Source organism: Lactococcus termiticola (assembly GCF_003116835.1).
GTDB classification, from domain to species: Bacteria; Bacillota; Bacilli; order Lactobacillales; family Streptococcaceae; genus Lactococcus; species Lactococcus termiticola.
Genome location: NZ_BFFO01000002.1, coordinates 217,652 through 240,101, shown reverse-complemented (window position 1 = coordinate 240,101; position 22,450 = coordinate 217,652). Strand labels below are relative to the sequence as shown.

At 47.8% G+C, this 22,450-nt stretch carries 25 protein-coding genes, 1 tRNA gene and 1 pseudogene; 4 read left to right on the top strand and 23 right to left on the bottom strand.

What is annotated here, in order from left to right:
• Positions 1-223: 223 nt before the first annotated feature.
• From NtB2_RS02555 to NtB2_RS02515, 9 genes are all read right to left on the bottom strand, one after another.
• The gene (locus tag NtB2_RS02555) at positions 224-583 is read right to left on the bottom strand and encodes a fluoride efflux transporter FluC (RefSeq protein WP_109245379.1); all 360 of its coding nucleotides are present in this window, start codon (positions 581-583) and stop codon (positions 224-226) included.
• Positions 576-959 carry a fluoride efflux transporter FluC gene (locus tag NtB2_RS02550; RefSeq protein ID WP_109245378.1) on the bottom strand — a complete coding sequence of 128 codons (384 nt, stop codon included), beginning with the start codon at positions 957-959 and terminating at the stop codon, positions 576-578. The genes NtB2_RS02555 and NtB2_RS02550 overlap by 8 nt, the downstream gene beginning before the upstream one ends.
• 298 nt (positions 960-1,257) lie before the next feature.
• A complete protein-coding gene (locus tag NtB2_RS02545; RefSeq protein ID WP_109245377.1) occupies positions 1,258-1,500 on the bottom strand; it encodes a DUF896 domain-containing protein in 243 nt (80 codons plus the stop codon).
• Positions 1,501-1,510: 10 nt separating this feature from the next.
• On the bottom strand, positions 1,511-3,538 hold the full coding sequence (glyS, locus tag NtB2_RS02540; protein ID WP_174683334.1) for a glycine--tRNA ligase subunit beta: 2,028 nt from the start codon (positions 3,536-3,538) through the stop codon (positions 1,511-1,513).
• On the bottom strand, positions 3,538-4,482 hold the full coding sequence (gene glyQ, locus NtB2_RS02535; protein WP_109245375.1) for a glycine--tRNA ligase subunit alpha: 945 nt from the start codon (positions 4,480-4,482) through the stop codon (positions 3,538-3,540). The genes glyS and glyQ overlap by 1 nt, the downstream gene beginning before the upstream one ends.
• 223 nt (positions 4,483-4,705) lie before the next feature.
• The gene (locus tag NtB2_RS02530; RefSeq protein WP_109245374.1) at positions 4,706-5,485 is read right to left on the bottom strand and encodes a formate/nitrite transporter family protein; all 780 of its coding nucleotides are present in this window, start codon (positions 5,483-5,485) and stop codon (positions 4,706-4,708) included.
• Positions 5,486-5,601: 116 nt separating this feature from the next.
• Positions 5,602-6,621 carry a DUF475 domain-containing protein gene (locus tag NtB2_RS02525; RefSeq protein WP_109245373.1) on the bottom strand — a complete coding sequence of 340 codons (1,020 nt, stop codon included), beginning with the start codon at positions 6,619-6,621 and terminating at the stop codon, positions 5,602-5,604.
• The gene (locus tag NtB2_RS02520) at positions 6,618-7,262 is read right to left on the bottom strand and encodes a YigZ family protein (protein ID WP_109245372.1); all 645 of its coding nucleotides are present in this window, start codon (positions 7,260-7,262) and stop codon (positions 6,618-6,620) included. The genes NtB2_RS02525 and NtB2_RS02520 overlap by 4 nt, the downstream gene beginning before the upstream one ends.
• A gap of 48 nt (positions 7,263-7,310) precedes the next feature.
• Positions 7,311-7,382 (bottom strand) — tRNA-Gln (locus NtB2_RS02515).
• A 55-nt stretch (positions 7,383-7,437) separates the two neighbouring features.
• Here NtB2_RS02515 and NtB2_RS02510 point away from each other — a divergent pair.
• Both NtB2_RS02510 and NtB2_RS02505 read left to right on the top strand, forming a co-directional pair.
• Entirely contained in the window at positions 7,438-8,709 is a 1,272-nt protein-coding gene (locus NtB2_RS02510; RefSeq protein ID WP_439956799.1) for a helicase-related protein, read from the top strand.
• Positions 8,699-9,301 carry a ComF family protein gene (locus NtB2_RS02505; protein WP_109245370.1) on the top strand — a complete coding sequence of 201 codons (603 nt, stop codon included), beginning with the start codon at positions 8,699-8,701 and terminating at the stop codon, positions 9,299-9,301. Before NtB2_RS02510 ends, NtB2_RS02505 begins: the two co-directional genes overlap by 11 nt.
• Here NtB2_RS02505 and NtB2_RS02500 read toward each other — a convergent pair.
• The 14 genes and pseudogenes from NtB2_RS02500 to NtB2_RS02435 form a co-directional block, all read right to left on the bottom strand.
• A complete protein-coding gene (locus NtB2_RS02500; protein WP_109245369.1) occupies positions 9,298-9,768 on the bottom strand; it encodes a diacylglycerol kinase family protein in 471 nt (156 codons plus the stop codon). The genes NtB2_RS02505 and NtB2_RS02500 overlap by 4 nt on opposite strands.
• Positions 9,752-10,240 carry an rRNA maturation RNase YbeY gene (ybeY, locus tag NtB2_RS02495; RefSeq protein ID WP_109245368.1) on the bottom strand — a complete coding sequence of 163 codons (489 nt, stop codon included), beginning with the start codon at positions 10,238-10,240 and terminating at the stop codon, positions 9,752-9,754. The genes NtB2_RS02500 and ybeY overlap by 17 nt, the downstream gene beginning before the upstream one ends.
• Positions 10,230-10,697 (bottom strand): NUDIX hydrolase, encoded by a 468-nt coding sequence (locus NtB2_RS02490; protein ID WP_109245367.1) that lies wholly within the window; start codon positions 10,695-10,697, stop codon positions 10,230-10,232. Before NtB2_RS02490 ends, ybeY begins: the two co-directional genes overlap by 11 nt.
• 30 nt (positions 10,698-10,727) lie before the next feature.
• Positions 10,728-11,678 carry a PhoH family protein gene (locus NtB2_RS02485; RefSeq protein WP_109245366.1) on the bottom strand — a complete coding sequence of 317 codons (951 nt, stop codon included), beginning with the start codon at positions 11,676-11,678 and terminating at the stop codon, positions 10,728-10,730.
• A gap of 403 nt (positions 11,679-12,081) precedes the next feature.
• Entirely contained in the window at positions 12,082-12,366 is a 285-nt protein-coding gene (rpmA, locus tag NtB2_RS02480) for a 50S ribosomal protein L27 (RefSeq protein WP_109245365.1), read from the bottom strand.
• 18 nt (positions 12,367-12,384) lie between these two features.
• Positions 12,385-12,720: a ribosomal-processing cysteine protease Prp gene (locus NtB2_RS02475; protein WP_109245364.1), complete on the bottom strand. Its 336-nt coding sequence runs from the start codon at positions 12,718-12,720 to the stop codon at positions 12,385-12,387.
• 2 nt (positions 12,721-12,722) lie between these two features.
• Positions 12,723-13,043, bottom strand: a complete 321-nt coding sequence (gene rplU / locus NtB2_RS02470; RefSeq protein ID WP_109245363.1) for a 50S ribosomal protein L21 — start codon at positions 13,041-13,043, stop codon at positions 12,723-12,725.
• A 703-nt stretch (positions 13,044-13,746) separates the two neighbouring features.
• Positions 13,747-14,796, bottom strand: a complete 1,050-nt coding sequence (locus NtB2_RS02465) for a BMP family lipoprotein (RefSeq protein WP_109245362.1) — start codon at positions 14,794-14,796, stop codon at positions 13,747-13,749.
• A 403-nt stretch (positions 14,797-15,199) separates the two neighbouring features.
• A complete protein-coding gene (locus tag NtB2_RS02460) occupies positions 15,200-15,595 on the bottom strand; it encodes a cytidine deaminase (RefSeq protein WP_109245361.1) in 396 nt (131 codons plus the stop codon).
• Entirely contained in the window at positions 15,582-16,244 is a 663-nt protein-coding gene (gene deoC / locus NtB2_RS02455; RefSeq protein ID WP_109245360.1) for a deoxyribose-phosphate aldolase, read from the bottom strand. The genes NtB2_RS02460 and deoC overlap by 14 nt, the downstream gene beginning before the upstream one ends.
• Positions 16,245-16,251: 7 nt before the next feature.
• Positions 16,252-16,443 carry a hypothetical protein gene (locus NtB2_RS02450; protein ID WP_109245359.1) on the bottom strand — a complete coding sequence of 64 codons (192 nt, stop codon included), beginning with the start codon at positions 16,441-16,443 and terminating at the stop codon, positions 16,252-16,254.
• Positions 16,440-17,723: a pyrimidine-nucleoside phosphorylase gene (locus NtB2_RS02445; protein WP_109245358.1), complete on the bottom strand. Its 1,284-nt coding sequence runs from the start codon at positions 17,721-17,723 to the stop codon at positions 16,440-16,442. Before NtB2_RS02445 ends, NtB2_RS02450 begins: the two co-directional genes overlap by 4 nt.
• Positions 17,720-18,322, bottom strand: coding sequence for a class I SAM-dependent methyltransferase (locus tag NtB2_RS02440; RefSeq protein WP_109245357.1), 603 nt, complete (start codon positions 18,320-18,322; stop codon positions 17,720-17,722). The genes NtB2_RS02445 and NtB2_RS02440 overlap by 4 nt, the downstream gene beginning before the upstream one ends.
• Positions 18,323-18,658: 336 nt before the next feature.
• A pseudogene (locus NtB2_RS02435) lies at positions 18,659-20,742 on the bottom strand (phosphoketolase family protein); the annotation flags it as partial.
• Here NtB2_RS02435 and NtB2_RS02430 point away from each other — a divergent pair.
• Together NtB2_RS02430 and coaA are read left to right on the top strand one after the other, a co-directional pair.
• The gene (locus NtB2_RS02430; protein ID WP_109245356.1) at positions 20,723-21,334 is read left to right on the top strand and encodes a substrate-binding domain-containing protein; all 612 of its coding nucleotides are present in this window, start codon (positions 20,723-20,725) and stop codon (positions 21,332-21,334) included. The pseudogene NtB2_RS02435 and the gene NtB2_RS02430 overlap by 20 nt on opposite strands.
• Positions 21,335-21,524: 190 nt before the next feature.
• On the top strand, positions 21,525-22,445 hold the full coding sequence (gene coaA / locus NtB2_RS02425; RefSeq protein ID WP_109245355.1) for a type I pantothenate kinase: 921 nt from the start codon (positions 21,525-21,527) through the stop codon (positions 22,443-22,445).
• The last annotated feature ends 5 nt before the right edge of the window (positions 22,446-22,450 follow it).

Here is a 22,450-nt window from a genome sequence, read left to right as displayed (position 1 = left end):
TTTACAGGTGAGGTCTCCTCACAATGCCAGTATTTCTCTTGTAATTGATATTCTTTCATGATAGAATCAAACATAAATCTTATCTTTCTTTCGGTATTTGTGTGGTTACTTATATCTTAGAGATAAGATTTTTCTTTTGCAAGAAAAAATCGTGTGGGACATTTCCCACACGATTTATTATAGAGCCAATAAAACAAGAGAAGCTCTAGCTTTCCCTCGTCTTTTATTTTCCAGCCAGATAAAGGCCTATCAAGACCGCCACAAAGCCCAGCCCATAAGTCAAAACAAAATACTCTGCAAAATGCCGATAATCGCCCTTTTCAATCAATTCAAAGAGCTCAAAATTATAAGTCGAAAAGGTGGTTAATCCCCCACAAAATCCGGTCGCAAAAATGGCGTAAGACGCATTGTGACTACCATATTTGGCAAAGATAAAGCCGATGAGAAAGCTCCCTAAAATATTGATGATATAGGTCCCGATGGGAAATCTTAGTCGCTTAAAGATGATGTTCAAATAACTAAAGGCATAGCGGACCAGGGCACCAAGCCCTGCAGCAGCCCCGACCAGTCCAAGCTCATGCATGCTGATTGCCTCCTAATCTACGCCCGTGCATCATGCCCAAGGTCGCCATAAGCAGGCCTCCAAAGACGGATAAGAACACATAGACAAAGAGTTGGAAATAGTGGCCTGAAATCAAGAGGTGATCTGAATCAAGAATAAAAGAGCTGAAGGTCGTAAAGGCCCCGATAAAACCTGTCCCAAGGCCTAAAATCAGCTTTTGGTTCATATTTTTTGCTGACAGAAAGTTTTTAATCAAAAAGGTAAAAAGATAGCAGCCTACGAGGTTAATGAGGAGGGTGGCTAAGGGAAAAGTGCCAAGCTTAGGAAGATATTCGTTAAGCTCAAATCGACATATCCCGCCCAAGGCACCAAAGAGAAAGACAATGATGATATTCATAGTGTTTATCTTAACAAAAAAAGCAGGAGAAAACTAGCTCAAGCTTTGGCTGTTCTCCGGCTTTTTATGAGACTTCTTGGGCATGCCCAGTCAAGGAAATCTTTCGGCATTAGCACTTTGCGGGTACTTTACAAAAATAAATCACAGCTGCTAGAGGAATAGCAAAAATGATTTTGAGCTTTAACTCTATCTGCTTTAGCTTACTCTAGCTTTTATCCAGCTGAATACTATTCGTTTCAGCTGATGAAGTAGAGCTAGCTCCATTCTGTGAGAGAAGCTAAAATGTCCCCCGGACATTTTACTCCCGCATCCCCTTTTCTCTTTGGACCTTCTTGAGCTTCTCAGGCGTCACGTCATTACCAGCCTCATCGACCAGTTTGACAGACTCGACCTGGGCACGGAGGCTCGCCCGGACACTGTCCAGATAGAGTTCACGCAGGGCCTTGCGTTCTTCGACTTCTTCTGCTGTCAGGCCTTCTGGAGTCTTATTTTTCGCCGCCAGGGCATTGATGCGTTCAATTTGTTCATTGCTGATGGCCATGATGTCCCCCTTATTTTGTGTTAATCAGGCTAAAGTCAGCCAGCGTAGCGGTCAGTTCTACCAGCTGTCCCAGCAGGTTCAAGCGGTTAGCTCTGACTTTTTCATCTTCTGCCATGACCATGGTATGCTCAAAGAATTGGCTGATGGCCGGCGTCATTGAGTGCACAATCGAGCGAAAACGCAGGGCATTGTTAAGGCTTAACCAGTCAGCCTTCAGGCTTTCAACGACCCGGGCCAGCTCTTTTTCCTGCTCGTTTTCAAAGAGACTGCTGTCGACCTGATTGCTCAAGTTTTCAGCCTTTTTAACCAGGTTAATTACCCGGCCTACATTTTCCATGGCAGGCTTGAAGGGCTCGTGGTCTTTATGCTCGTTGATGACCTGTGCAGTTTCTAGCATGCTGACAATGTTGAAATGGCTGGCATGAATCACGGCATCGACAATATCATGGCGGACCTTGCTGTCCAGCAGCATCTTTTGAATCCGGCCTTGGACAAATTCTAAGACTTGTTCCTTATTTTCATATTCCATCTCTAAAATAAATTCGGCCAAATCAAGTTGCCAGTCGAATTTTTCAAGAATCCGAATCAGACCTTGAGCCGCACGACGGAGGGCATAAGGGTCGTTTGAACCAGAAGGAATCAGACCAGCTGAGAAGAAACTCAGGATGCTGTCCAACTTGTCAGCCACTGCAAGCACAGCTCCGACCTTGCTCTCAGGCAGCGCACCCTCTGCTGAGGTTGGCATGTAGTGCTCACGGATGGCTGTTGCGACATTTTCATTTTCGCCAGCAAGGAGGGCATACTTCTCACCCATGACTCCTTGTAGCTCGTCGAATTCGTTAACCATGTTGGTCAAGAGGTCGAACTTATAGATGTCCGCCGCACGGGCCACATCAGCTTTTTCCGCATCTGAAAGTTCTGCAAATGGCGCGAGCTTGGCCGCGATTGCCTTGGTCCGGGCCATGTGCTCAGTCAAGCTACCGATTTTCGCATGGAAGGTCACTTTTTCAAGTTTCTTGACCAGGTCATCAATCTTGAGCTTCTGATCTTCACGCCAGAAGAATTCTGCATCTTCAAGCCGGGCCACGAGGACCTTTTCATTCCCTTTGATGACATTATCCATATGTTCATCATTACCATTACGGACGGAAATGAAATGTGGTGCAAGTTTGCCTTCTTTTGTATGAAGTTCGAAGTAACGTTGGTTATCACGCATTGAAGTGACGAGCACTTCTTCTGGGACTGCCAAATATTTTTCATCAAAGTTGCCGACAAAGGCGGTAGGCCACTCGACGATGTTGTTGACTTCTTCAAGGAGGTCAGCGTGAAGTTCAACTTCCCAACCGTGTTTGTCTGCCAATTTTTGGATTTCTTGTGCGACCAAAAGCTTACGGGCTGGGGCATAGGCGATGACAAAGTTATCCTGGAGGGCCTTCTCATAGAGGCGGGCATCGACCAGCTCGATGGCACGGTTGGCAAGGAAGCGATGGCCACGTGACTTGCGGCCTGCCTTGACGTCCAGAAGGTCAAAGTCAACCACAGCAACGTCTAAAAGGCTGACAATCCACTGAATCGGACGGACAAAGAGGAAGCTGTTGTTGCCCCACTTCATGTAGGTTGAAAATTGCATTTTCTCGATGACTTCAGCGCCGATATTTTTAAGAACATCGGCCGTCGCCACACCTTCAGTGTGCTTGGTCGCATAATAGTAGTCGCCACGCAGCTCCAAGTCATCAGGCGTCAAACCTTGACCCCGTGAGAAACCTTGGATAGCCTTCGACCAGTTGCCTTCATTATCTTTGGCAATCTTAGCCGCAGGACCCTTGACTTCTTCGTCCATGGCTTCAGATTGCTCTGCAATGTCTTCGACAAGGACTGCCAAACGTCGGGGTGTTGAAAAGCGGACGATGTTCTTGAAGTTCACCCGATTTTCCTTCAGAAAATCTGAAACCCGTTCAGCCAGCTGACGTTCGCTTGCTGTGACCAGGTGGGCCGGCATTTCTTCTAAGCCGATTTCTAATAAATAATTGCTCATGATTATGCCTCCTCCTTTTGTGCATACTTTCCGTTTTTACCCAGGTATTTATCCCGCAGCGCCTCATCTTTCAAGAGGGGGAAGCCAAGCTTGGCCCGCTCTTCAATAAAGGTCTTGGCTACCTTACGCGCCATGCCACGCACACGATGCATGTAACCGGCACGTTCAGTAACGGAAACCGCACCACGCGCATCCAGCAGGTTAAAAGTATGTGAAGACTTCAAGATATAGTCATAGGCTGGGTGGACAAGGCCTAAATCAAGCAAGTGGAGGGCTTCTTCTTCATACTCTCCAAAGAGTTTAAGCAAGAGCTCTTGATTGCTTTCTTCAAAGGCAAATTTAGAGTGTTCATATTCGGGTTCTTGGAAAATATCGCCATAGCTCACGCCATTGCCCCAATCCAAATCGTAAACGGAATCCACATCTTGGATAGCAACGGCGATCCGTTCGAGACCGTAAGTGATTTCTGAAGTCACACTATCAACCTCGATCCCACCAACCTGTTGGAAGTAAGTAAATTGCGTACATTCTTGCCCGTCAATCCAAACTTCCCAGCCGATACCCGCGCATCCCATCGAAGGATTTTCCCAGTTGTCTTCGACAAAGCGGATGTCATGCTCCAAGGCATCGATGCCAAGGGCTGCGAGGCTTTGAAGATAGAGCTCTTGAATGTTCTTAGGACTTGGCTTCATCACCACTTGAAACTGATGGTGCTGAAAGAGACGGTTAGGGTTCTCACCATAACGGCCATCTGCCGGCCGGCGTGAAGGCTGTACATAAGCTGCATTCCAGGGTTCTGGACCGTTTGACCGCAAGAAGGTGTAAGGGCTCATAGTCCCAGCACCGACCTCATTGTCATAAGACTGCATGAGATTGGCCCCTTGTTTTGACCAAAACTCTTGCAGGGTCAAGATGATTTCTTGAAACGATAATTTTTTATCCGACATATTTCCTCCATAGAAAAACCGTACTTCACACCAAGGTCAACAAAAACGTTGACAAAGGGTGCTGAGCACGGTTCCACCTTTATTTTTTACTTCATTGAGTACATTTTTAATTGTTAAGCCATTTGATTGACCCAGCTCTCACTCTCCTGGATTCGCTTTGTTTATATTATAGTCCAATGCTGCCTTAAAGTCAATAAGAAAAACAGCTAAAGCTGTTTTCAAATTAAAGTGACAATTCCTTCATTTGGCGTTTGTAAGAAATATAGTAGAAGGCTGCGAGGAAGATGGCGCCACCGACGATATTGCCAAGGTAAACAAGTCCAAAGTTTTGCCAGAAACGCAACCATGTTGTACCGCCTTCAAAGATAGCAGCTGGGATTGCAAAGGCATTTGCGATGCTGTGCTGGAAGCCAATAGCTACGAAGGCCATGATTGGGAACCAAATGGCAAGGAGTTTTCCAGCTGCGTCTTTTGCCCCGTAAGCCATCCAAACTGCGGCACCTACGAACCAGTTACAACCAATTCCTGAAATAAAAGTTGCAAGTGGACCAGCAGAAAGCTTAGCATTGGCAACGGTCAAGATTTCATGTTGATAAACACCGACATGAGTCAAACCTACGACATGGCCAAAGAAATAAGCTACACAGATGGCACCAATAATATTAAAGATCGTGATGACAATCCAGTTTGCAATCAATTGTCCGATATTGATTTTCTTAGCAAAGAGGGAAGTTGCTACAGCTGCCATGTTTGAAGTGACAAGTTCACCACCACCCATGATAATGACAATCAAACCAATCGGGAAGACTGAAGCACCGATAAGTGACGCGAGACTTCCCAGACTTTCAGCGACACTTGCAATAGAGCGGATATAAAGTAAATATCCAAGTGAGATCATCGCCCCACCGACAAAGCCAAGAATGGCCTTTTCGTAGAGGGGACGCGAGACTTTTTCCTCGCCACTATGGATCATAGCAGCAAGGATTTCAGCAGGTTTCATCATATTTTTACCTCCAAGTAAATATAAAATTTTTACTATAAAAAATAAGACTGTAAATATAATTCTACAATCTCATTTTAACTTAACAAATGCTTAATGTCAAAGGATTTCATGCCTCTTTAGTGCTTGCGATTGTAAAGCACACTAGACAGGAAGGAAAGACCAATCAGGACGGCCCCCGTCAAGCCTGTCACGGCCTCGCCGATCTCGACATGGATGCTGACCAGGATAAAGACAGCCAGAGCCATAATCGCCCAGTGGGCACCGTGTTCCAGGTAGACCAGCTCATTAAGGGTTCCCTTAGCGACCAGATAAAGGGTCAGCGACCGCACAAACATAGCCCCAATTACACCAAGTCCGAGCAAGATGATAATCGGATCATTGGTAATCGCAAAGGCCCCAATTACGCCGTCAAAACTAAAACTGGCGTCAATCACTTCCAGATAGAGGAAGAGGGAGAGGGCGGCCTTGCCGGTCGCAAGGACGGCTTCACCCGTCCCAGCACCCGGCTGATGCTGGCTCATCACATGGCCCAAGCCATTGACCAGAAGGAAACTTAGAATCCCTAGAATACCAGCAAAGATAGCGGCTGAGGGATTATGAGCACCCTGAGCTGCAATCATCAGGGCAACAATCGAGATGATCACATTGGCAGAAGGGAAATAACCAATCCACTTCAAGAGCTTCTCAGGAATCTTGAGCCAGCTGTGGGCCCGTTCATCAAAGAAGAATTCGAGCGAGAGCATGAGGAGGAACATCCCACCAAAGGCCGCAATCTGCGGGTGAGAGTGGTGGAGAATATAGCCATAGGTCCCAGCCTGACTTGGGTCTCCCTTGGCCAGGGCCAGTTGCAATGCCTCAATCGGATTGATACGGGCAGAAATCCCTACAATCAACAGGGGGAAAATCAGCCGCATGCCGACAACAGCCACCAAAATCCCGACGGTCAGAAAAATTCCCCGCCAAAAATGGTTCATCTTCTCTAAAATTCGGGCGTTGACAATGGCGTTATCCATCGAGAGCGAGACCTCAAGCACAGCAAGAATCCCTGTGATAAAGAGGCCGTTGAGTCCGGCATAAAAATAGGCAATGGCCAGTGCAATAATCGTAACAATAATCGAGCCTCTGAAAATCTTCATGACCCCTCCAGTTCTCTTTTGTAGGGGATCTCTGCAATGAGCTCCTCCCCTTTACTAATACTTAATTTTGCTTGAAACTGCTCTGTGAGCTCAGCTTCCAAATCTGGAACTACTGCCTCATCCACGTAGAGCTTAACCTTGACGGCCTCTAAAAACTCCGCCTCCTGAATGACTAACTCCCGCTCAGCCAAGAAACGCTGCAGGCTATCATAGAGGCCATAGTCGAGGCTGATATAGAGCTCTCTCTGTGGCACATAGGCGACAAGCCCCACTTCATCCAGGGCATGGGCAAGACTGCCGGCATAAGCCCTAATCAGGCCTCCTGCACCCAGCTTGATGCCCCCAAAATAGCGGGTGACCACAGCAACGACATTGGTCAGCTCCCATTTCTTGAGAACCTCGAGCATGGGCACACCCGCCGTCCCTGAAGGCTCGCCGTCATCTGACATCCGCTGGACCTCCTGATGGTCGCCGAGGACATAGGTCCAGCAGTTGTGATTGGCCTTGGGATGAAGCTTTTTCATCGCCTGGACAAAGTCCTGAGCCTCTTCTTCTGTCTGCACCCTGGCCAGCTGACAAATAAAGCGAGACTTTTTAATCTCTTCTTCACGGCGATGATTTTCTGAAATCGTAATCGTCATATTTTTCCTTGGAATAAAAAAGTGCGATAAACCGCACTGGACAAACTACTGGGATAGCAGGATTCGAACCTACGCGTGACGGAGTCAGAGACCGTTGCCTTACCGCTTGGCTATATCCCAAAAATTCAACACTATTATTATAGCAAATTCTTTGACATTTTGCCATTAAAGACGAATATTAAACATGAAATATTTATCAGGAAGGCTTTTACTCAAGAAGAACTTGAGCTCAGAAGAACTGAAAATAGGCCACTCAGAGCTAGCAGGGATGATAGAAGTACCAGATGGAAAAATCCGTTGTCAGCGTTGTGGGAGTCTGCATGACAAGGCTGGGTCCAGGCTCCCCATCGGAGCTTACTATTGCAGGACCTGTATTGAGCTCGGCCGGGTCCGCTCTGATGAGTGGCTCTGCAATTTCCCCCAGGCTGACTATCCTCGGCAGTCCTATCTCGTCTGGCAGGGGGAGCTGAGTCTTGAGCAGGAGGATTGTTCTCGACAGTTAAAGTCGCTGGTGCTAATGCCAGGAAAGACCTGGCTGCATGCCGTGACTGGGGCTGGAAAGACTGAGATGATCTATCCTGCGATTGACCAGGTCCTTCAGCAGGGCAGAACGGTTGCTTTGGCCAGTCCTCGTGTTGATGTCCTGATCGAGCTCCACAAGCGGCTCTCTAGGGATTTTAGCTGTGAGATTCCGATATTGTATGCGGAGTCAAAAGACTATTTTGCCTCGCCTCTGGTCATCGCTAGCACGCATCAGTTGCTCAGGTTTCGTGAGGCTTTTGACCTACTCATTATTGATGAGGTGGATGCCTTTCCATTTGTGGAGAATCCAATTTTCGGAGAGGTCCTTGAGCTCGCTAGAAAAGCTGACAGCCATCTGCTCTATATGACTGCTACCTCTCATCCTAGTCTGGAGCTGGAGGTCAAGCAGGATGACCTCTATAAAATCCAGCTCTCCAGACGTTTTCACGGTTTTCCTTTAGTCCTGCCCCAGCTTTTCTGGCTCAGTCGTTTTGGCAAGGCCTATCAGCGACAGAGGAGCTCGTCCTTTCCCCTGCTGATTTTTGTGCCTGACTTTAAGACTGGCGAGGACTTGGCCCAAAAGCTAGGAGAGGTCTTTGTTTCCTCAGAGACTCCCGACCGGCACGAGCTGGTAGAGGACTTTCGCTCTGGCAAGATTTCTGTCCTGATTTCGACGACTATTTTAGAGCGGGGCGTGACCTTTCCAAAGCTCGATGTCTTTGTCTATCGGGCGGACCATTTTCATTTTACAGCTCCTGTCCTTGTGCAGATTGCGGGCCGTGTTGGGAGGAGCAGGGAACGCCCGACGGGGGAGCTCTGCTTCTTTCATAAGGGGAAAACGCTGGCCATGATTCGGGCGACGGCTGAGATTAAAGGCCATAATCGCGGGGCCTTTCCGAAGGGCGGGGCTAAAGATGAGATTTGAAGACTTCTTCTTGCTGAGAAAGACAGAAAACTTCCTCCAGGACGACTATAATTTCACAGCGATTGCTGATCCTCATTGCCCCCGCTGTTACAAGCCCTATCAGAAAGAGATTTGTGAGGACTGTAAAGCCTGGGAAGAATCCGGAATTCTCGTCGACCACCAGGCCCTCTATCATTATGATGATGAGATGAAAGACTTCTTTCGACGCTATAAATTTCTCGGAGACTATCAGCTAGCTAAGGTAGTCGCAAGACGGCTCCCGTCCTTCCCTAAGGGCTACCAGCTTTTCCCCATCCCCCTGAGTCCTCACTCCTACCAGGAGCGAGGCTTCAACCAGGTCACCGCTTTTCTCAAAGGACAGGCAGTCGTAGAGCTCCTAGAAAAATCCGAGACCCCCAAACAGTCCTCACTCAGCAGAACAGACCGCCTCGCCAGTCCAAACCCCTTCCGCCTCAAATCTGACATCAAACTCCCTGACAAGCTTCTCCTCGTCGACGACGTCTACACCACAGGTCGGACCCTCCAGCACGCCGTCCAGACACTAAAAAAAGCAGGAGTCCCCTGCATCAAAACATTCTCAATTGCCCGCTAACCAAAAATCAGGCTCCAGATTTTAGGCAAAAAGATAATCAAGCCAACTATCAAGGCAAAGCCTGAAATAAAGAGCACTGCCCCTGCCGCCATATCCTTGGCCCGCTTGGCCCTCATGTGGAAATTGTAGTCAGAGGCTAAGTCGACGACATTTTCAATGGCTGAATTAAAGAGTTCAGCCGTGATGACCAGAAAGACTGACAATAAGAGAAAGAGCCATTCGATTTCTGAAATCTTAAAAATCAAGCCAAAAACAACGACAATCAGACTGGTCAGGGCATGCTTTCGCATGTTGCGTTCCCGTTGAAAGGCCGTCACTATACCGGATAAGGCAAATTCTAAACTTGACCAGACATTTGAATTCTTCCATCTGGCCCCCTCTTTTTTCTCTGGCGTCTTTCCCTTGTCAAAATCCTTTTTTTGAAAGATTTTAACATCGTCATCATCATGTTTATCGTGTGAGGCCATAGGCAGTCAGAATCTCCTCTTGAAGGCTAAACATCTCTTTTTCTTCTTCTTCTGTGTAGTGGTCGTAGCCATTGATATGCAAGAAGCCGTGCACGCAGAGCCAGCCGTATTCCCGCTCTAATGAGTGACCGTAATCTTCTGCCTGCTCAGACGCCTTGTCAATCGAGATATAAAGCTCGCCGATAAAGGGATCCATCTCAGCCATCAGCTCGTCAGGAATCTCCATTTCTTCATCAAAGAAAAACTCTTCTTCATCTGGCTTATACTCGAGCGAAATCACATCGGTCGGCCGGTCAGTGTCCCGATATTCAAGGTTCAACTCATGACTGCGTTTATTGTCAATAAAGCTGACCGCCATCTCTTTTGATTCTGGCAATTTAATATAGTCTGCCGCAAAAGCCAGCAGTTTTTTCGTCTGCTCTATGATTGGAGCAGTGACTTTTCCTGTTTCATCAACGAGTTCAACGTGCATCGAGCATTTCCTTTGCAAATTTTTGAATAGGCGTTTTAGTAGAGGGCATTAAATTTTCTGGCAAATCATCAAAGGCAAACCACTGGACATCCGTGACTTCTGCAGCTTCAAGCTTGAGATCGCCCTCAAAATCCTTGCAGAGATAGACGCTGTCAATGATATAGACCTCATCACCATTAGGATAAAAGAAGTGTTGCTCTTCGCCGGAGACGACGTCATAGAGCTCCATCTTGCCGGCTTTGAGGCCGACTTCTTCCAGCATCTCACGGGCAGCCGCCTCCTGGGCCGTCTCACCAGGCTCAATAGAGCCTCCGTGGTAACACCAGTTGCCATTGTCCTTTCTGCGTTGCAGGAGAATGCCCTTTTCTTCATCATAAGTGATGACACTGGCACATGCGATGACCATGGGGATATGGCCGATTTTCTTACGCAGGTCCATGACATAGCCTTCAGCCATATGGTCCGCCCTTTCATAATTTTGATAAATTTAATCTTCGTAGGCCTTGATAATCTCAGCAACCACAGGGTGTCGGACGACATCCTTGGCTGTGAAGTAAACAAAGTCAATCTGATGGACATATTTGAGCTTGTCTTTGGCATCAATCAGGCCTGATTTGGTATGTCCCGGCAGGTCAATCTGGGAAATATCCCCATTGACAATCATCTTAGAATTGAAGCCCAGACGGGTCAAAAACATCTTCATCTGCATGGTCGTCGTGTTTTGAGCCTCATCTAGAATGACAAAAGCATCATCTAAGGTCCGGCCCCGCATATAAGCCAGTGGGGCAATCTCAATGATTTCTCGCTCAATCATCCGCTCTGTCGCCGACTTGCCAAGAATCTGGAAGAGGGCATCGTAGACAGGACGCAGGTAGGGATCGACCTTTTCCTGAAGGTCGCCAGGCAGAAAGCCAAGGTTTTCTCCCGCCTCTACTGCTGGCCGAGTCAGGACAATCCGCTTAACCTGGCCGTTTCGCAAGGCCTGAACAGCCAAGACCACAGCCAGGAAGGTCTTCCCGGTCCCTGCAGGCCCAATGCCAAAGGTAATGTCGTGGTTCTTCACGCTATCGACATACTGCTTCTGACCCAGATTTTTCAGGCGAATCGGCTTGCCTGTGCTGTCTTTGGTCAATTCAATCTCATAGAGAGTCACAAAATTCTCTAAGGTATCGCTCTGGGCCATTTTGAGGGCAATGACCACGTCAGAACTGTGGACCGGAATTGCCCGAGAAACCAGGACCAGCAGGGCCTGGATGACCCGTCTTGCAAGCTCAGCCTTCTCTTCTGACTCAGCCATGATTTGAACGGTCTCGCCTCGATAATTAACCTCAACCTCTAGCTGGGCTTCTATTAAGGACAAATGCTTGTCTTGGGCTCCAAAGACCTGACCCGCATCATCGGGATGGGCAAGCTTAAATTCTAAAGAATGAACTGCCAAATACTTCTCTCCTAAAGGCTTTATTTTACTAATATTATAGCATATTTCGGGTTGGGATGGGGTTTGGACCTGGATGGCTGGGGAAAATGCCGGTCCAAGGCTTCTGATTATACCTCACAGCATTCTGCACAGCGGGAATTATACTTAGAGATTTTCACTTATGCGCTCTGATTTTTCAGATTGAACTGGCAAGGCTAGTCCAGACGTCTAGTAATAACAGCATTCTGCGAGATAAGAAAAACTCGGGCTAGTCCGAGTGGACTTGCCTTAAAGCGGGACTTATACTTAGAGGTTTTCACTTATGCGCTCTGATTTTCCAGATTGAACTGGCAAGGCTTTTCCAGGCGTCTAGCGATAACAGCATTCTGCGAGAAAAGAAAAACTCGGGGTATCCCGAGTTTTTTTATTTAGCAACTACTGGGTAAACAGAAACCTGTTTTTTACCACGTTTAGTTTCAAATTTTACAGTCCCTTCGATTTTAGCGAAGAGAGTATCGTCGCCTCCACGGCCAACGTTAGTACCTGGATGGATATGAGTACCACGTTGACGGAAAAGGATAGAACCGCCAGTTACAAGTTCACCGTCAGATGCCTTAGCACCAAGACGTTTTGCTTGTGAATCACGACCATTGGAAGTAGAACCCCCACCTTTTTTGTGGGCGAAGAGTTGTGAATTAAGTTTCAACATATGAATTGCCCTCCTGTGTTAGTTTTCAAGTGTTAAATGAACATACTGCGGAAATTCTCCGACCACATCTTCTAAGGCATTCTTAAATGCTTCAAAGAGGAGTTGGACAACTTCTGCTTGTTTTGCCGGCATGGAAATGGGAACTTCTACGTATAAGTAGCCATCCTCCATTTTCGTAATCGGCTTCACCCCAGCAATTTTATAAATATTGTTTGCTGTGGTGATACTCAGGACAGACACGTCTGCACAGGCAATATCAAACTCAGTTTTACCCTCGTTTGAGCCTGCATGACCTGAGATTTCGTAAGAGGCATAACGCCCCCGGTTTTTACGGATTACCGCTTCAACAGCCATGATTAAAATTCGATGCTCTTGATAACAACCTTAGTGTAAGGTTGACGGTGACCTTGCTTACGGTGAGAGTGTTTTTTAGGTTTGTATTGGAAAGTAACAACTTTCTTTTCTTTACCGTGTTTTTCAACTTCACCTTTAACTGTTACGTCTGACAAGAATGGTGTGCCGACTTTTGCTTTACCGCGTGAGCCGCCAACGAGAACAACTTCGTCAAATGAAACTTCTTGACCAGCTTCAACATCTAGTTTTTCGATGTAGATCACTGAACCTTCTTCAACCTTAAGCTGTTTTCCACCAGTTTTGATGATAGCGTATTTAGCCATTGTGATTCCTCCTTATTAGATTTTAATAACTTGCCTAGGCAAGCAGTAAGACTCGCGGTTGAGCGTGGAGTTGCCTCGCTTGAACGCTTTTCCCGGCGGTTGTACTTCATGGAGACCACAAAGACAACTTCTATATTATATATTATTCTTTTCAAGAATGCAAGTATTTTGTTTTTGAGGTATGCCTTGCAAGCGGCTTGCCCTTCGGGTTGGGGATGTTTAAAATAATGGAGTGCTCGGGGAGCTAGCTTCGACTATTTCTAAGTGTCTCTTAGTCTCCCTACGGGAGCCGTCGAGCCACTAAGAAATAGTACTTGCGGATCTCCCCTGTGCGAAAGATTCGACAGCAAAGCTGTCGATCTTTCCATTATTAGAAAATCCCCTTTTGCTAGGCCTTCGGCCGTTTGGCTCCGCCAAACCCGCAAAGCGGTCCGGCGAAGCCGGGAGCGGAGCTCTAGCTCAAAGGGATTTTCTAGTAGTGGGATTACCGACAGCTCTGCTGTCGTGTAATCCGCGGAGCGGAAATCCGCAAGTAGTGTTGCTTTGCCTTGCGACGGCTCCCGTAGGGAGACTAAGCAAGGCTTAGCAACACTCGAAGCTAGTTCCGCGAGCACCCACTACTAGAAACATCCCCATCCCGAAGAGAGAAAGCCGCCTGCAAGGCACTAAAAAACAAGGCTAAAAGCCTTGCTTAAAATTAACATTATTTAGAAGGTACTTTTACATCTCCAGAGATGATCTTGTCCTTAGCGTCTTGAACGGCCTTCCAAGTATCTGCTGAAGCATTGTCCTTGGCAAGGTCTACACCACCGTTTTTGAGGTCATAGTTAACGACCTTGCCGCCAGGGAATTCTTTCTTGGCTGCTTTGCCTGCGATGTCTTGGACGACTTTACCAACTTCTTTGATTGTAGATACAAGGACGAAGTTAGATTTTTTACCGTCTTTAGATGTGTAGCTTCCGAGGTAGTTTTGGTCTTGGTCGACACCGATGAGCCATACCTTGTCAGCTTCTGTACGTTGTTCATTTTGAGCTTTAGCTTCCTGGAAGGCACCTGTACCTACACCACCAGCACATTGGTAAACGACGTCTTCACCAGCACCATACATAGCGTGGGCGATGGTCTTCCCTTTACCAGCATCAGTAAAGCTTTGTGCGTATTGAACGTCAACCTTGATAGCTGGGTTAACTGAAGCTACACCCTTTTCAAAACCAGTCTGGAAGGCAGTGATGACGTCAGACTGCATCCCACCAATGAAGCCGACCTTGTTGGTCTTCGTTGTCTTGGCTGCTGCGACACCTGCAAGGTAGGCAGATTGCTCATCAGAGAAGGTTGTTGAAGCAACGTTCTTTTGACCTTCGATGACAGAGTCAACGATGACGTACTCAGAATTTGGGTTGTTCTTAGCAGCTTGTGCTGTCGCATCTTGAAGTGAGAAGCCGATACCAAACATCAGCTTGTAGCCTGCTTGTTCAGCAGAGTTGTAGTTGGTCGTGTAGTCAGAAGCTGAGTTTGATTGGTAGAAATTAAAGCCTTGACCTTTTTTGAGGTTATTTTCTTTACCCCAAGCTTGGAGACCTTCCCAAGCGGATTGGTTGAATGAGCGGTCATTGATACCACCTGTATCAGTGACAATCGCTGCTTTAAGGTCTGTATCTGCTTTACCAGCAGAGGCATCACGGCCACGGCAGCCTGCGAGAACTGAGACGGATGCAAGGGCGATTGCACCAACGACGAGAGCACGTTTTTTCATGGGATGGGGTTCCTCCAAAGTTTTATTATGCTAAACTATTTTAGCCTTAATCATATTTTAACGCTTTCATAAAATTTTATCAAGCTGACTGCAAACGAAAGCCTATTTTTATTTAGATTGTTCGGTTTTTAGTCTTTTATATGAAAAATGCCCCGTTTTTGACGGGGCATTTCCTTATTATTTGGCTGGCTGTTTCCGTTCCAGAAATCTTGGAAAATGCAGCGGGGCCGCAAGCAGACCGCTTTGCGGTCTCATTGCTAAAACTGGAGCCCTGCGGTCTCCAGTTTTGCCTGATTCCACTGCATTTTCCAAGATTTCTTTCACTCCAACTTCTGAGCTTTTATAGCTCTATTTTGTACCATTGAGTATTCTAGTGGAATGAAAGGAATCTGGCTTAACAACCCTACTTCAATTCCTTAAAAGAATAAGGCAAGAGCTCAGCAACACTGGTCTCTTTAATAGAAAGGTCTTTAGACACTAGATAAACCGGCATGTCTCCTGGGCAGAACTCTGAAATGACCTGACGGCAGGCTCCGCATGGGCTAATGGGCTCATCGGTCTCGCCGTAGACAGCCAGGGCTTCAAAGTCTGTGATGCCTTCTGAAATAGCCTTGAAAATCGCTGTCCGCTCGGCACAGTTTGACAGGCCGAAGCTGGCATTTTCAATATTGCAACCCTGGATGACCTGGCCAGACTTGGTCAAAAAGGCCGCACCGACCGGAAAATGTGAGTAGGGTACATAGGCCCGCTCTAAAGCCTCACGGGCTGACTGGCTGAGTGCTGTCTTAGTAGCTGGCATTACTGGTTTCCCCTTCCATGATGGCCACACCGGCAGAGACACCGAGACGGGTCGCCCCTGCATCGATCATGGCATGGGCTTCTTCAGCATTGTGGACACCGCCAGAGGCCTTGACACCCATGTCTGGGCCGACTGCTTCACGCATGAGCTTGACATCAGCGACAGTCGCTCCGCCAGTTGAGAAGCCAGTCGAGGTTTTGACAAAGTCAGCCCCAGCTGCCTTAGCTGCCTGAGAGGCCTTGACCTTTTCTTCGTCTGTCAAAAGGCAAGTCTCGATGATGACCTTGAGGAGCTTGTCGCCTTTGGCAGCATTGACCGCTTCAATATCGGATTGGACCAGCTCCCAGTTGCCATCTTTAGCAGCTCCGATATTGATGACCATGTCGATTTCATCAGCACCGTTCTTGATGGCTTCTTCTGCTTCAAAGGCCTTGAGGCTTGAAGTGTTTGCACCCAGAGGGAAGCCGATGACGGTACAAACCTTGACATCAGTGTCTTTGAGGGCTTCAGCCGCATAGCTGACCCAGGTCGGATTGATGCAGACAGAGGCAAAGTCGTATTGCTTAGCTTCTGAGATAATCTGGTCAATCTTAGACTTTGGAGCATCGGCCTTGAGCATCGTGTGGTCAATGTATTTGTTGAGTTGCATAATGAAATTACCTTTCTTTCTTAAAAAATTGAAGATATATAAAGCCTATCAGGACATAGACGACTGAAAATGCCAGGATAAAGCTGAGGACGCTGAGGAAAATGTTGCTGACATAGAGATGGGCGATGGCCCCAACTGCAGCTGAGACGATGACTTGGATGGCAATCAACCATCTGGGAATACCGAGGTCTGGATTCATCGGATGACTTCCAGGATTTCTTTGTGACTGCTGGCCTCATCAGAAAGCTCGATCGCAGCCTTGGCTTCCGCCATCAGCTCATCAGTGATGGGCTTGTTGCTGTAGAGCCTTGCAATGACGTCGCCGGTCTGAACCAGGTCACCGACCTTCTTTTCGAGATAGATGCCGGCCTCAAAGTCAATGCTGTCAGCCTTGGTCGCACGGCCCGCCCCGAGCTTCATGGCGAGGACGCCGATGGCCATGGCTTTTTCTGCTGAGATAAAGCCATCGGCTTCGGCCTTGACTTCTGCTTGATAATCAGCTTTAAGTGCTTCTGTCAGGCCATCTGTCCTGCCGCCTTGTGCCAAGACCATCTCATCAAACTTGGCTCTCGCCTTGCCGTTATCCAGGTGCTCAAGGATTTCAGGAATGGACTTTTCTTGACCTGCCAGGCTCAGCATGAGCTGGGCTAGCTCAGCGATAAATTCACGGAAGGCTGGACTGCCCTTGCCGTCAAGCGTGTTGACGGCTTCGGTGATTTCATTGCGGTTGCCGACGGCGTGTCCAAGCGGTTGACTCATATTGGTCAAAACCGCAATGGTCTGACGACCGACGGATTTACCGAGATCAACCATGGTCCTAGCGAGAACACGGGCATCTTCGATGTTCTTCATGAAGGCTCCGTCGCCAACGGTCACATCAAGAAGGATCGCATCGGCACCCGCTGCGATTTTCTTCGACATGACAGAGCTGGCAATCAAGGGAATGATGTCCACCGTCGCTGTCACGTCCCGCAGGGCATAGAGGAGCTTGTCGGCCTTGACCAGGTCATCTGACTGGCCAATCACGGCCAGGCCCGTCTCCTGGACCTGGCGGATAAAGTCTTCTTCTGTTTTTTCAATCTTAAAACCAGGAATGCTCTCCAGCTTATCGAGGGTCCCGCCGGTATGGCCGAGGCCCCGACCACTCATCTTGGCCACAGGGACGCCAAAGCTGGCCACCAGAGGCGCAAGAATCAGCGTGACCTTGTCGCCCACGCCACCAGTCGAGTGCTTGTCGACCTTGACACCAGGAATGGCTGACAAATCAAGCTGTTTGCCTGTCGCCACCATGGCCATGGTCAGGGCTGCGGTCTCCTCAGTCGTCATGCCTTGAAAATAGATGGCCATGGCAAGGGCTGACATCTGATAGTCCGGGACAGTACCTTTGGCATAGCCTGAAATCATCCATTCGATTTCTTCTTTTGCAAAGGCCTTACCATCCCGCTTCTTTTGGATGAGGTCTACCATTCTGTAGGTCATGATTTTACGCTCCTTAATATCCAGTAGCCCTTGTCTTTTGCGACGAGCTCGCAATTTCCAAAGACTTCTAGCATCTTTTTCTGGGCAGATGGTGCCCCTTGTTTCTTTTGAATCACGATGGTCAAGTGGCCTTGAGGATTGAGGTGATCAATGGCTCCTGAGAGAATGCCGTGGACCACTTCTTTGCCGGCCCGAATCGGCGGATTGGAGACGATGCTGTCGAAGGTCTCGCCAGCCAGGGCCTCGTACTGGTCAGAGAGCTTGATGCTCTCAACTGCGACTTGGTTGAGCAGGGCATTTTTTTCAGCCAGCTCAAGGGCTCGGCTATTGACATCGACCATGGTCAGTGCCAAACCGTGCTTTTTAGCCAGTGGCAAACCCATGGCACCATATCCACAGCCCACATCGAGCAGGCTCTTTGCCTGTCCGGGCTCAAAATTGTCAATCAAGACCCTGGTCCCATAATCAATCGCAGACTTACTAAAGACACCCGCATCTGTCATAAAGCGCATGGGAAGGCCAAGCAAGCTAATACTCAACTCCTTCTCATCATGGGCTAAGTCCCGATTGTCTTCATAATACATGTTCGTTTTTGCCATAGCTTTATTTTATCATAAAAGTTTCTTTATGGTTGAGGTTTTCTGAGATGAAAATAAGAAAAAATCTTAGGTTTGGCAAGCTGAATCCATTTCTTCCACTACACTCTTTCCCTTACTGCAATATGTCAGCCTTTTTTATTAGGCACTAGTGAAATGGAAGAAATATGGCAGGCTTCCAGTGAGAAAAGGCAAGTGGCGAGACCCTAGGGCTCGACACTTAGCAATGAAAGCGAAGCTTTGCTTGCGTGCCCTCACTGTAAGCCTGTCATATTTCTGGAATGAAACGACCTCAGGACAACAAAAAAGCAGATGCTAGATCTGCTTCTTCCTCTTAACTTATTTCAAATCGCTCCAAGTCCATTCAGTAAATTCAGGAATATCTACCCCTTCGTTACGCGTAACTTCAAAGTGTTTTTCAAGCGTCTTTTCCATCTTATCTTCGAAGGCTTTAGCCTTTACTTCATCAAGCTTCTTCGCCTGACTAAGAACACGCATGGCATCAAGTGCCTGGTTGAAGCGGTCAAGTTCGCTGTAGACACGCATGTCGTAAGTGGTTGTGATGTCACCATCTTCACGGTAGCCGTGGACGTGGAGTCCCATGTGCTGGCGTTGGTAGAAAATGGATTCCAGCAGGTCTTCATAGCCGTGGAAGCCGAAGATAACTGGTGTGCCTGACTTACCGAAGTAGCTTTCAAATTCTTCATCAGAAAGTTCACGTTCACTGTTGAGCCCGCCTTGTTTCTTTTGAAGGCGGCCAAGTTCAACGACATTGACATAGCGGAACTTCACTTCAGGGAAGGCCGCGTTGATTAGATGAAAGGCTGCCAGAGTCTCAATCGTAGGTTCTGCACCAGCTGAGGCAAAGACGAGATCAACGTCTTCGCCCGCCTTAGCAGTAGAGGCCCAATCGATGACTGCAAGGCCTTCAGTCGCAAGCTTTTCAGCTTCTTCCTTCGTAAACCATTGTTGACGCGTTGCTTACTTGCCACGATGTGGTTGATCTTGCTACGGTCCTGGAAGGCCCGGTTGAAGACAGCAAGCAGTGTGTTGGCATCGGCTGGCAGATATTGACGGATAAAATCAGATTTCTTTTCAGCCAAGTGAGTCAACATCCCTGGGTCTTGGTGAGTGTAGCCGTTATGGTCTTGTTGGAAGACGGTTGAAGTTGAAACCACATTGAGTGATGGGTAGTCCTTCCGCCATTTTTGGGCAGAAGCCTGACGGATCCACTTGAAGTGTTGAGTCAACATTGAGTCAACCACACGCAGGAAGCTTTCATATGAAGTGAATACCCCAGTACGACCGGTCAATGTATAACCTTCCAGCCAACCTTCAGCCTGGTGTTCAGACAATTGGCTATCAAGGATGCGTCCTTCTGGTGAGATGTATTCATCGTTTGGTGTCTTGATGACCTGCATCCATTGACGCTGAGTGACCTTGAACATTTCCCAGAGGCGGTTTGACATGGTTTCGTCAGGGCCAAAGATACGGAAACGGGTAGGGTTCATCTTAGCCACTTCTGCAAAGAACTTAGACAGGACATTCATATCCATGTTGTCGTTCGTCTCTGGCAGGAGTTTACCACGGTTTTCATGCGTGATAGGGTTGGCAAAGGCTGTCCAGTCAGGAAGCTTCAGGTTAGAACCGTCAACACCACCGTTGGCAACAGGGTTTGAAGCCATCCGCATGTCGCCTTCTGGAGCCATTTCACGGAGTTCTTCTTTAAGAGTACCATCCGCATTAAAGAGTTCTTCTGGCTTGTAAGAAAGCATCCATTCTTCAAATTCAGGCTGTGTGGCCATGTTTCTAGAAGAAAATGGCATTGGCACCTGGTGGGCACGGAAGCTGTGTTCGATTGGCATGCCGTTACCGTCGTATTTAGGACCCGCCCAGTCAATGTAGCGAGGTCCACCCCAGCCCTTAGGCAGGCGGGCGATGATCACTGGCCAAGCTGGCACTTCACCGTCCTGATAGCGGCCATTTTCACGGGCATCTTTTTGGATTTGATGAATGTCTTCAATCGCCTGGTCAAAGACCTTAGCTGCCAATTCATGATAAGCCATGTAGTCATGGATTTCATCATTTTCGATATAACGAGGGGAATAACCCAAACCTTCAAAGAATTTTTCGATGTCTTCATCAGAAGTCCGGGCAAAGAGGGTTGGATTTGAAATCTTAAAACCGTTCAAGTCAAGAATTGGCAGAACTGCACCGTCATTTTTAGGATTGATGAACTTAGTAGAATGCCAACCAGCCATCAGAGGGCCAGTTTCAGCTTCACCATCACCGACGACGGCAAAGGCAATCTGCTCAGGTTGGTCAAGAATCGCACCTGTTGCGTGGCTCAAAGTGTAGCCGAGCTCACCACCTTCGTGGAGTGAACCTGGTGTCTGAGCCGTCATGCGGGAACACAATATTCCCATGGTTATGATCAATGCCAACTATGAAGAGCTGGACACGCCCTGCATCCGGGTTGATGACGTTGAGACCGGCTATCTGGCGACCAAAGAACTCATCGACCACCATCATAAGAAGCTCTTACTGATCAGCAAGACCGATGACCTCCAAGGCAAATACCGGATGAAGGGCTTCATCAAGGCCTGTGAAGAGGCTTCTATCGGCATTTGTCCGGACTCGATTTTGACCTATACGACCGAGACCGAGGCTGACGTCTATGAGCAGGCCATCAAACTTCTGGCCGATAATCCAGGCATCACCGGCATCTTCTGCTACAACGACAAAATCGCCAAGAACCTGATGAGCCAGTTGGTCAAGCTTGGGCGCAAGATTCCAGAAGATTATTCGATTATTGCCTGTGATGATTCGAGCCTGAGCCTGATGGGCGGGATTGCCCTGACTTCTGCCATCCATCCTAAAGAAAAGATGGGCGTTGACGCCGCGAAGTGGATTGTCAATAGCATCAAGAACGGCCAGCCTGAAGGTGATATTCTTTATCCGGCTGAGTTGGTAAGGCGGTCTTCTATTCGGGAGATTGACTTGGAAGAGGAATGATAAAACAGAGACTGTAAGGTCTCTGTTTTTGTGTCGCTGAGTTTGCTAGAAAGCTGAAATCATCAGAAGTGTAGTGGAAGAAATGCCCCCGCCTAAATTTACGTCGTTTACTGGCAGAAAAACCAGGCCAATTCACAGCTAAAAAAAGCCATCACTGACAAAGCTCCCCTAAAAATGCTAAAATAAGCTCATGAACGAATTCATCAACTTTGACGAAATCTCAAGGACGACCTGGCAGAATCTCTATAAGACCTCGATTGCTCCGCTGACCCGTGATGAGCTGGATGCCATCCGCTCGCTCAATGATGAGATTTCACTCCAGGACGTGACCGATGTCTACCTGCCTCTAGTCCATCTGGTACGCCTCTATAAAAAGAATCTTGAAGACATGAGCTTTTCAAAAGGACTCTTCTTGCAAAAGATTGTCAAGACACCGCCTTTGATCATCGGGATTTCCGGCTCGGTCGCTGTCGGCAAGTCAACAACCGCCCGCCTCATGCAGCTCCTGCTCTCACGTGCCTTCAGCAAGCTCAAGATTGACCTGGTCACGACCGATGGCTTTCTCTTTCCGACAGCCGAGTTGCAACGCCGCGGCATGCTTGACCGCAAGGGCTTCCCAGAGTCTTATGACATGGAACGACTGATTCAGTTTCTCTATGATACAAAAAACGGCCTGAAGACCTCAGTGCCAATTTATTCCCATGAGACCTATGATATTTTGGAGAATCAGAGCCAGGAGATAGATTGTCCAGACATTCTCATTATCGAAGGAATCAACGTCCTGCAAAACCAGCAGAACCAAAATCTTTACATCTCAGACTTTTATGACTTCTCGATTTATGTCGACGCCGACGAAAGCCTGATTGAAAAATGGTATCTGGAACGCTTTAATAGCCTGCTGGATTTGGCCCAGGACGACCCAAAGAACTTCTACCACCAATTTACCAAGATGCCTTTTGACGAGGTCCTGACCCTCGCCCGTGGCACCTGGGAAAAGGTCAACGCCGTCAACCTCCACCAGTATATCGAACCGACCCGAAACCGGGCTGAGATCATCCTTCATAAGTCGGAGAACCATGTGATTGATAAGATTTATTTGAAAAAATTCTAGGATTG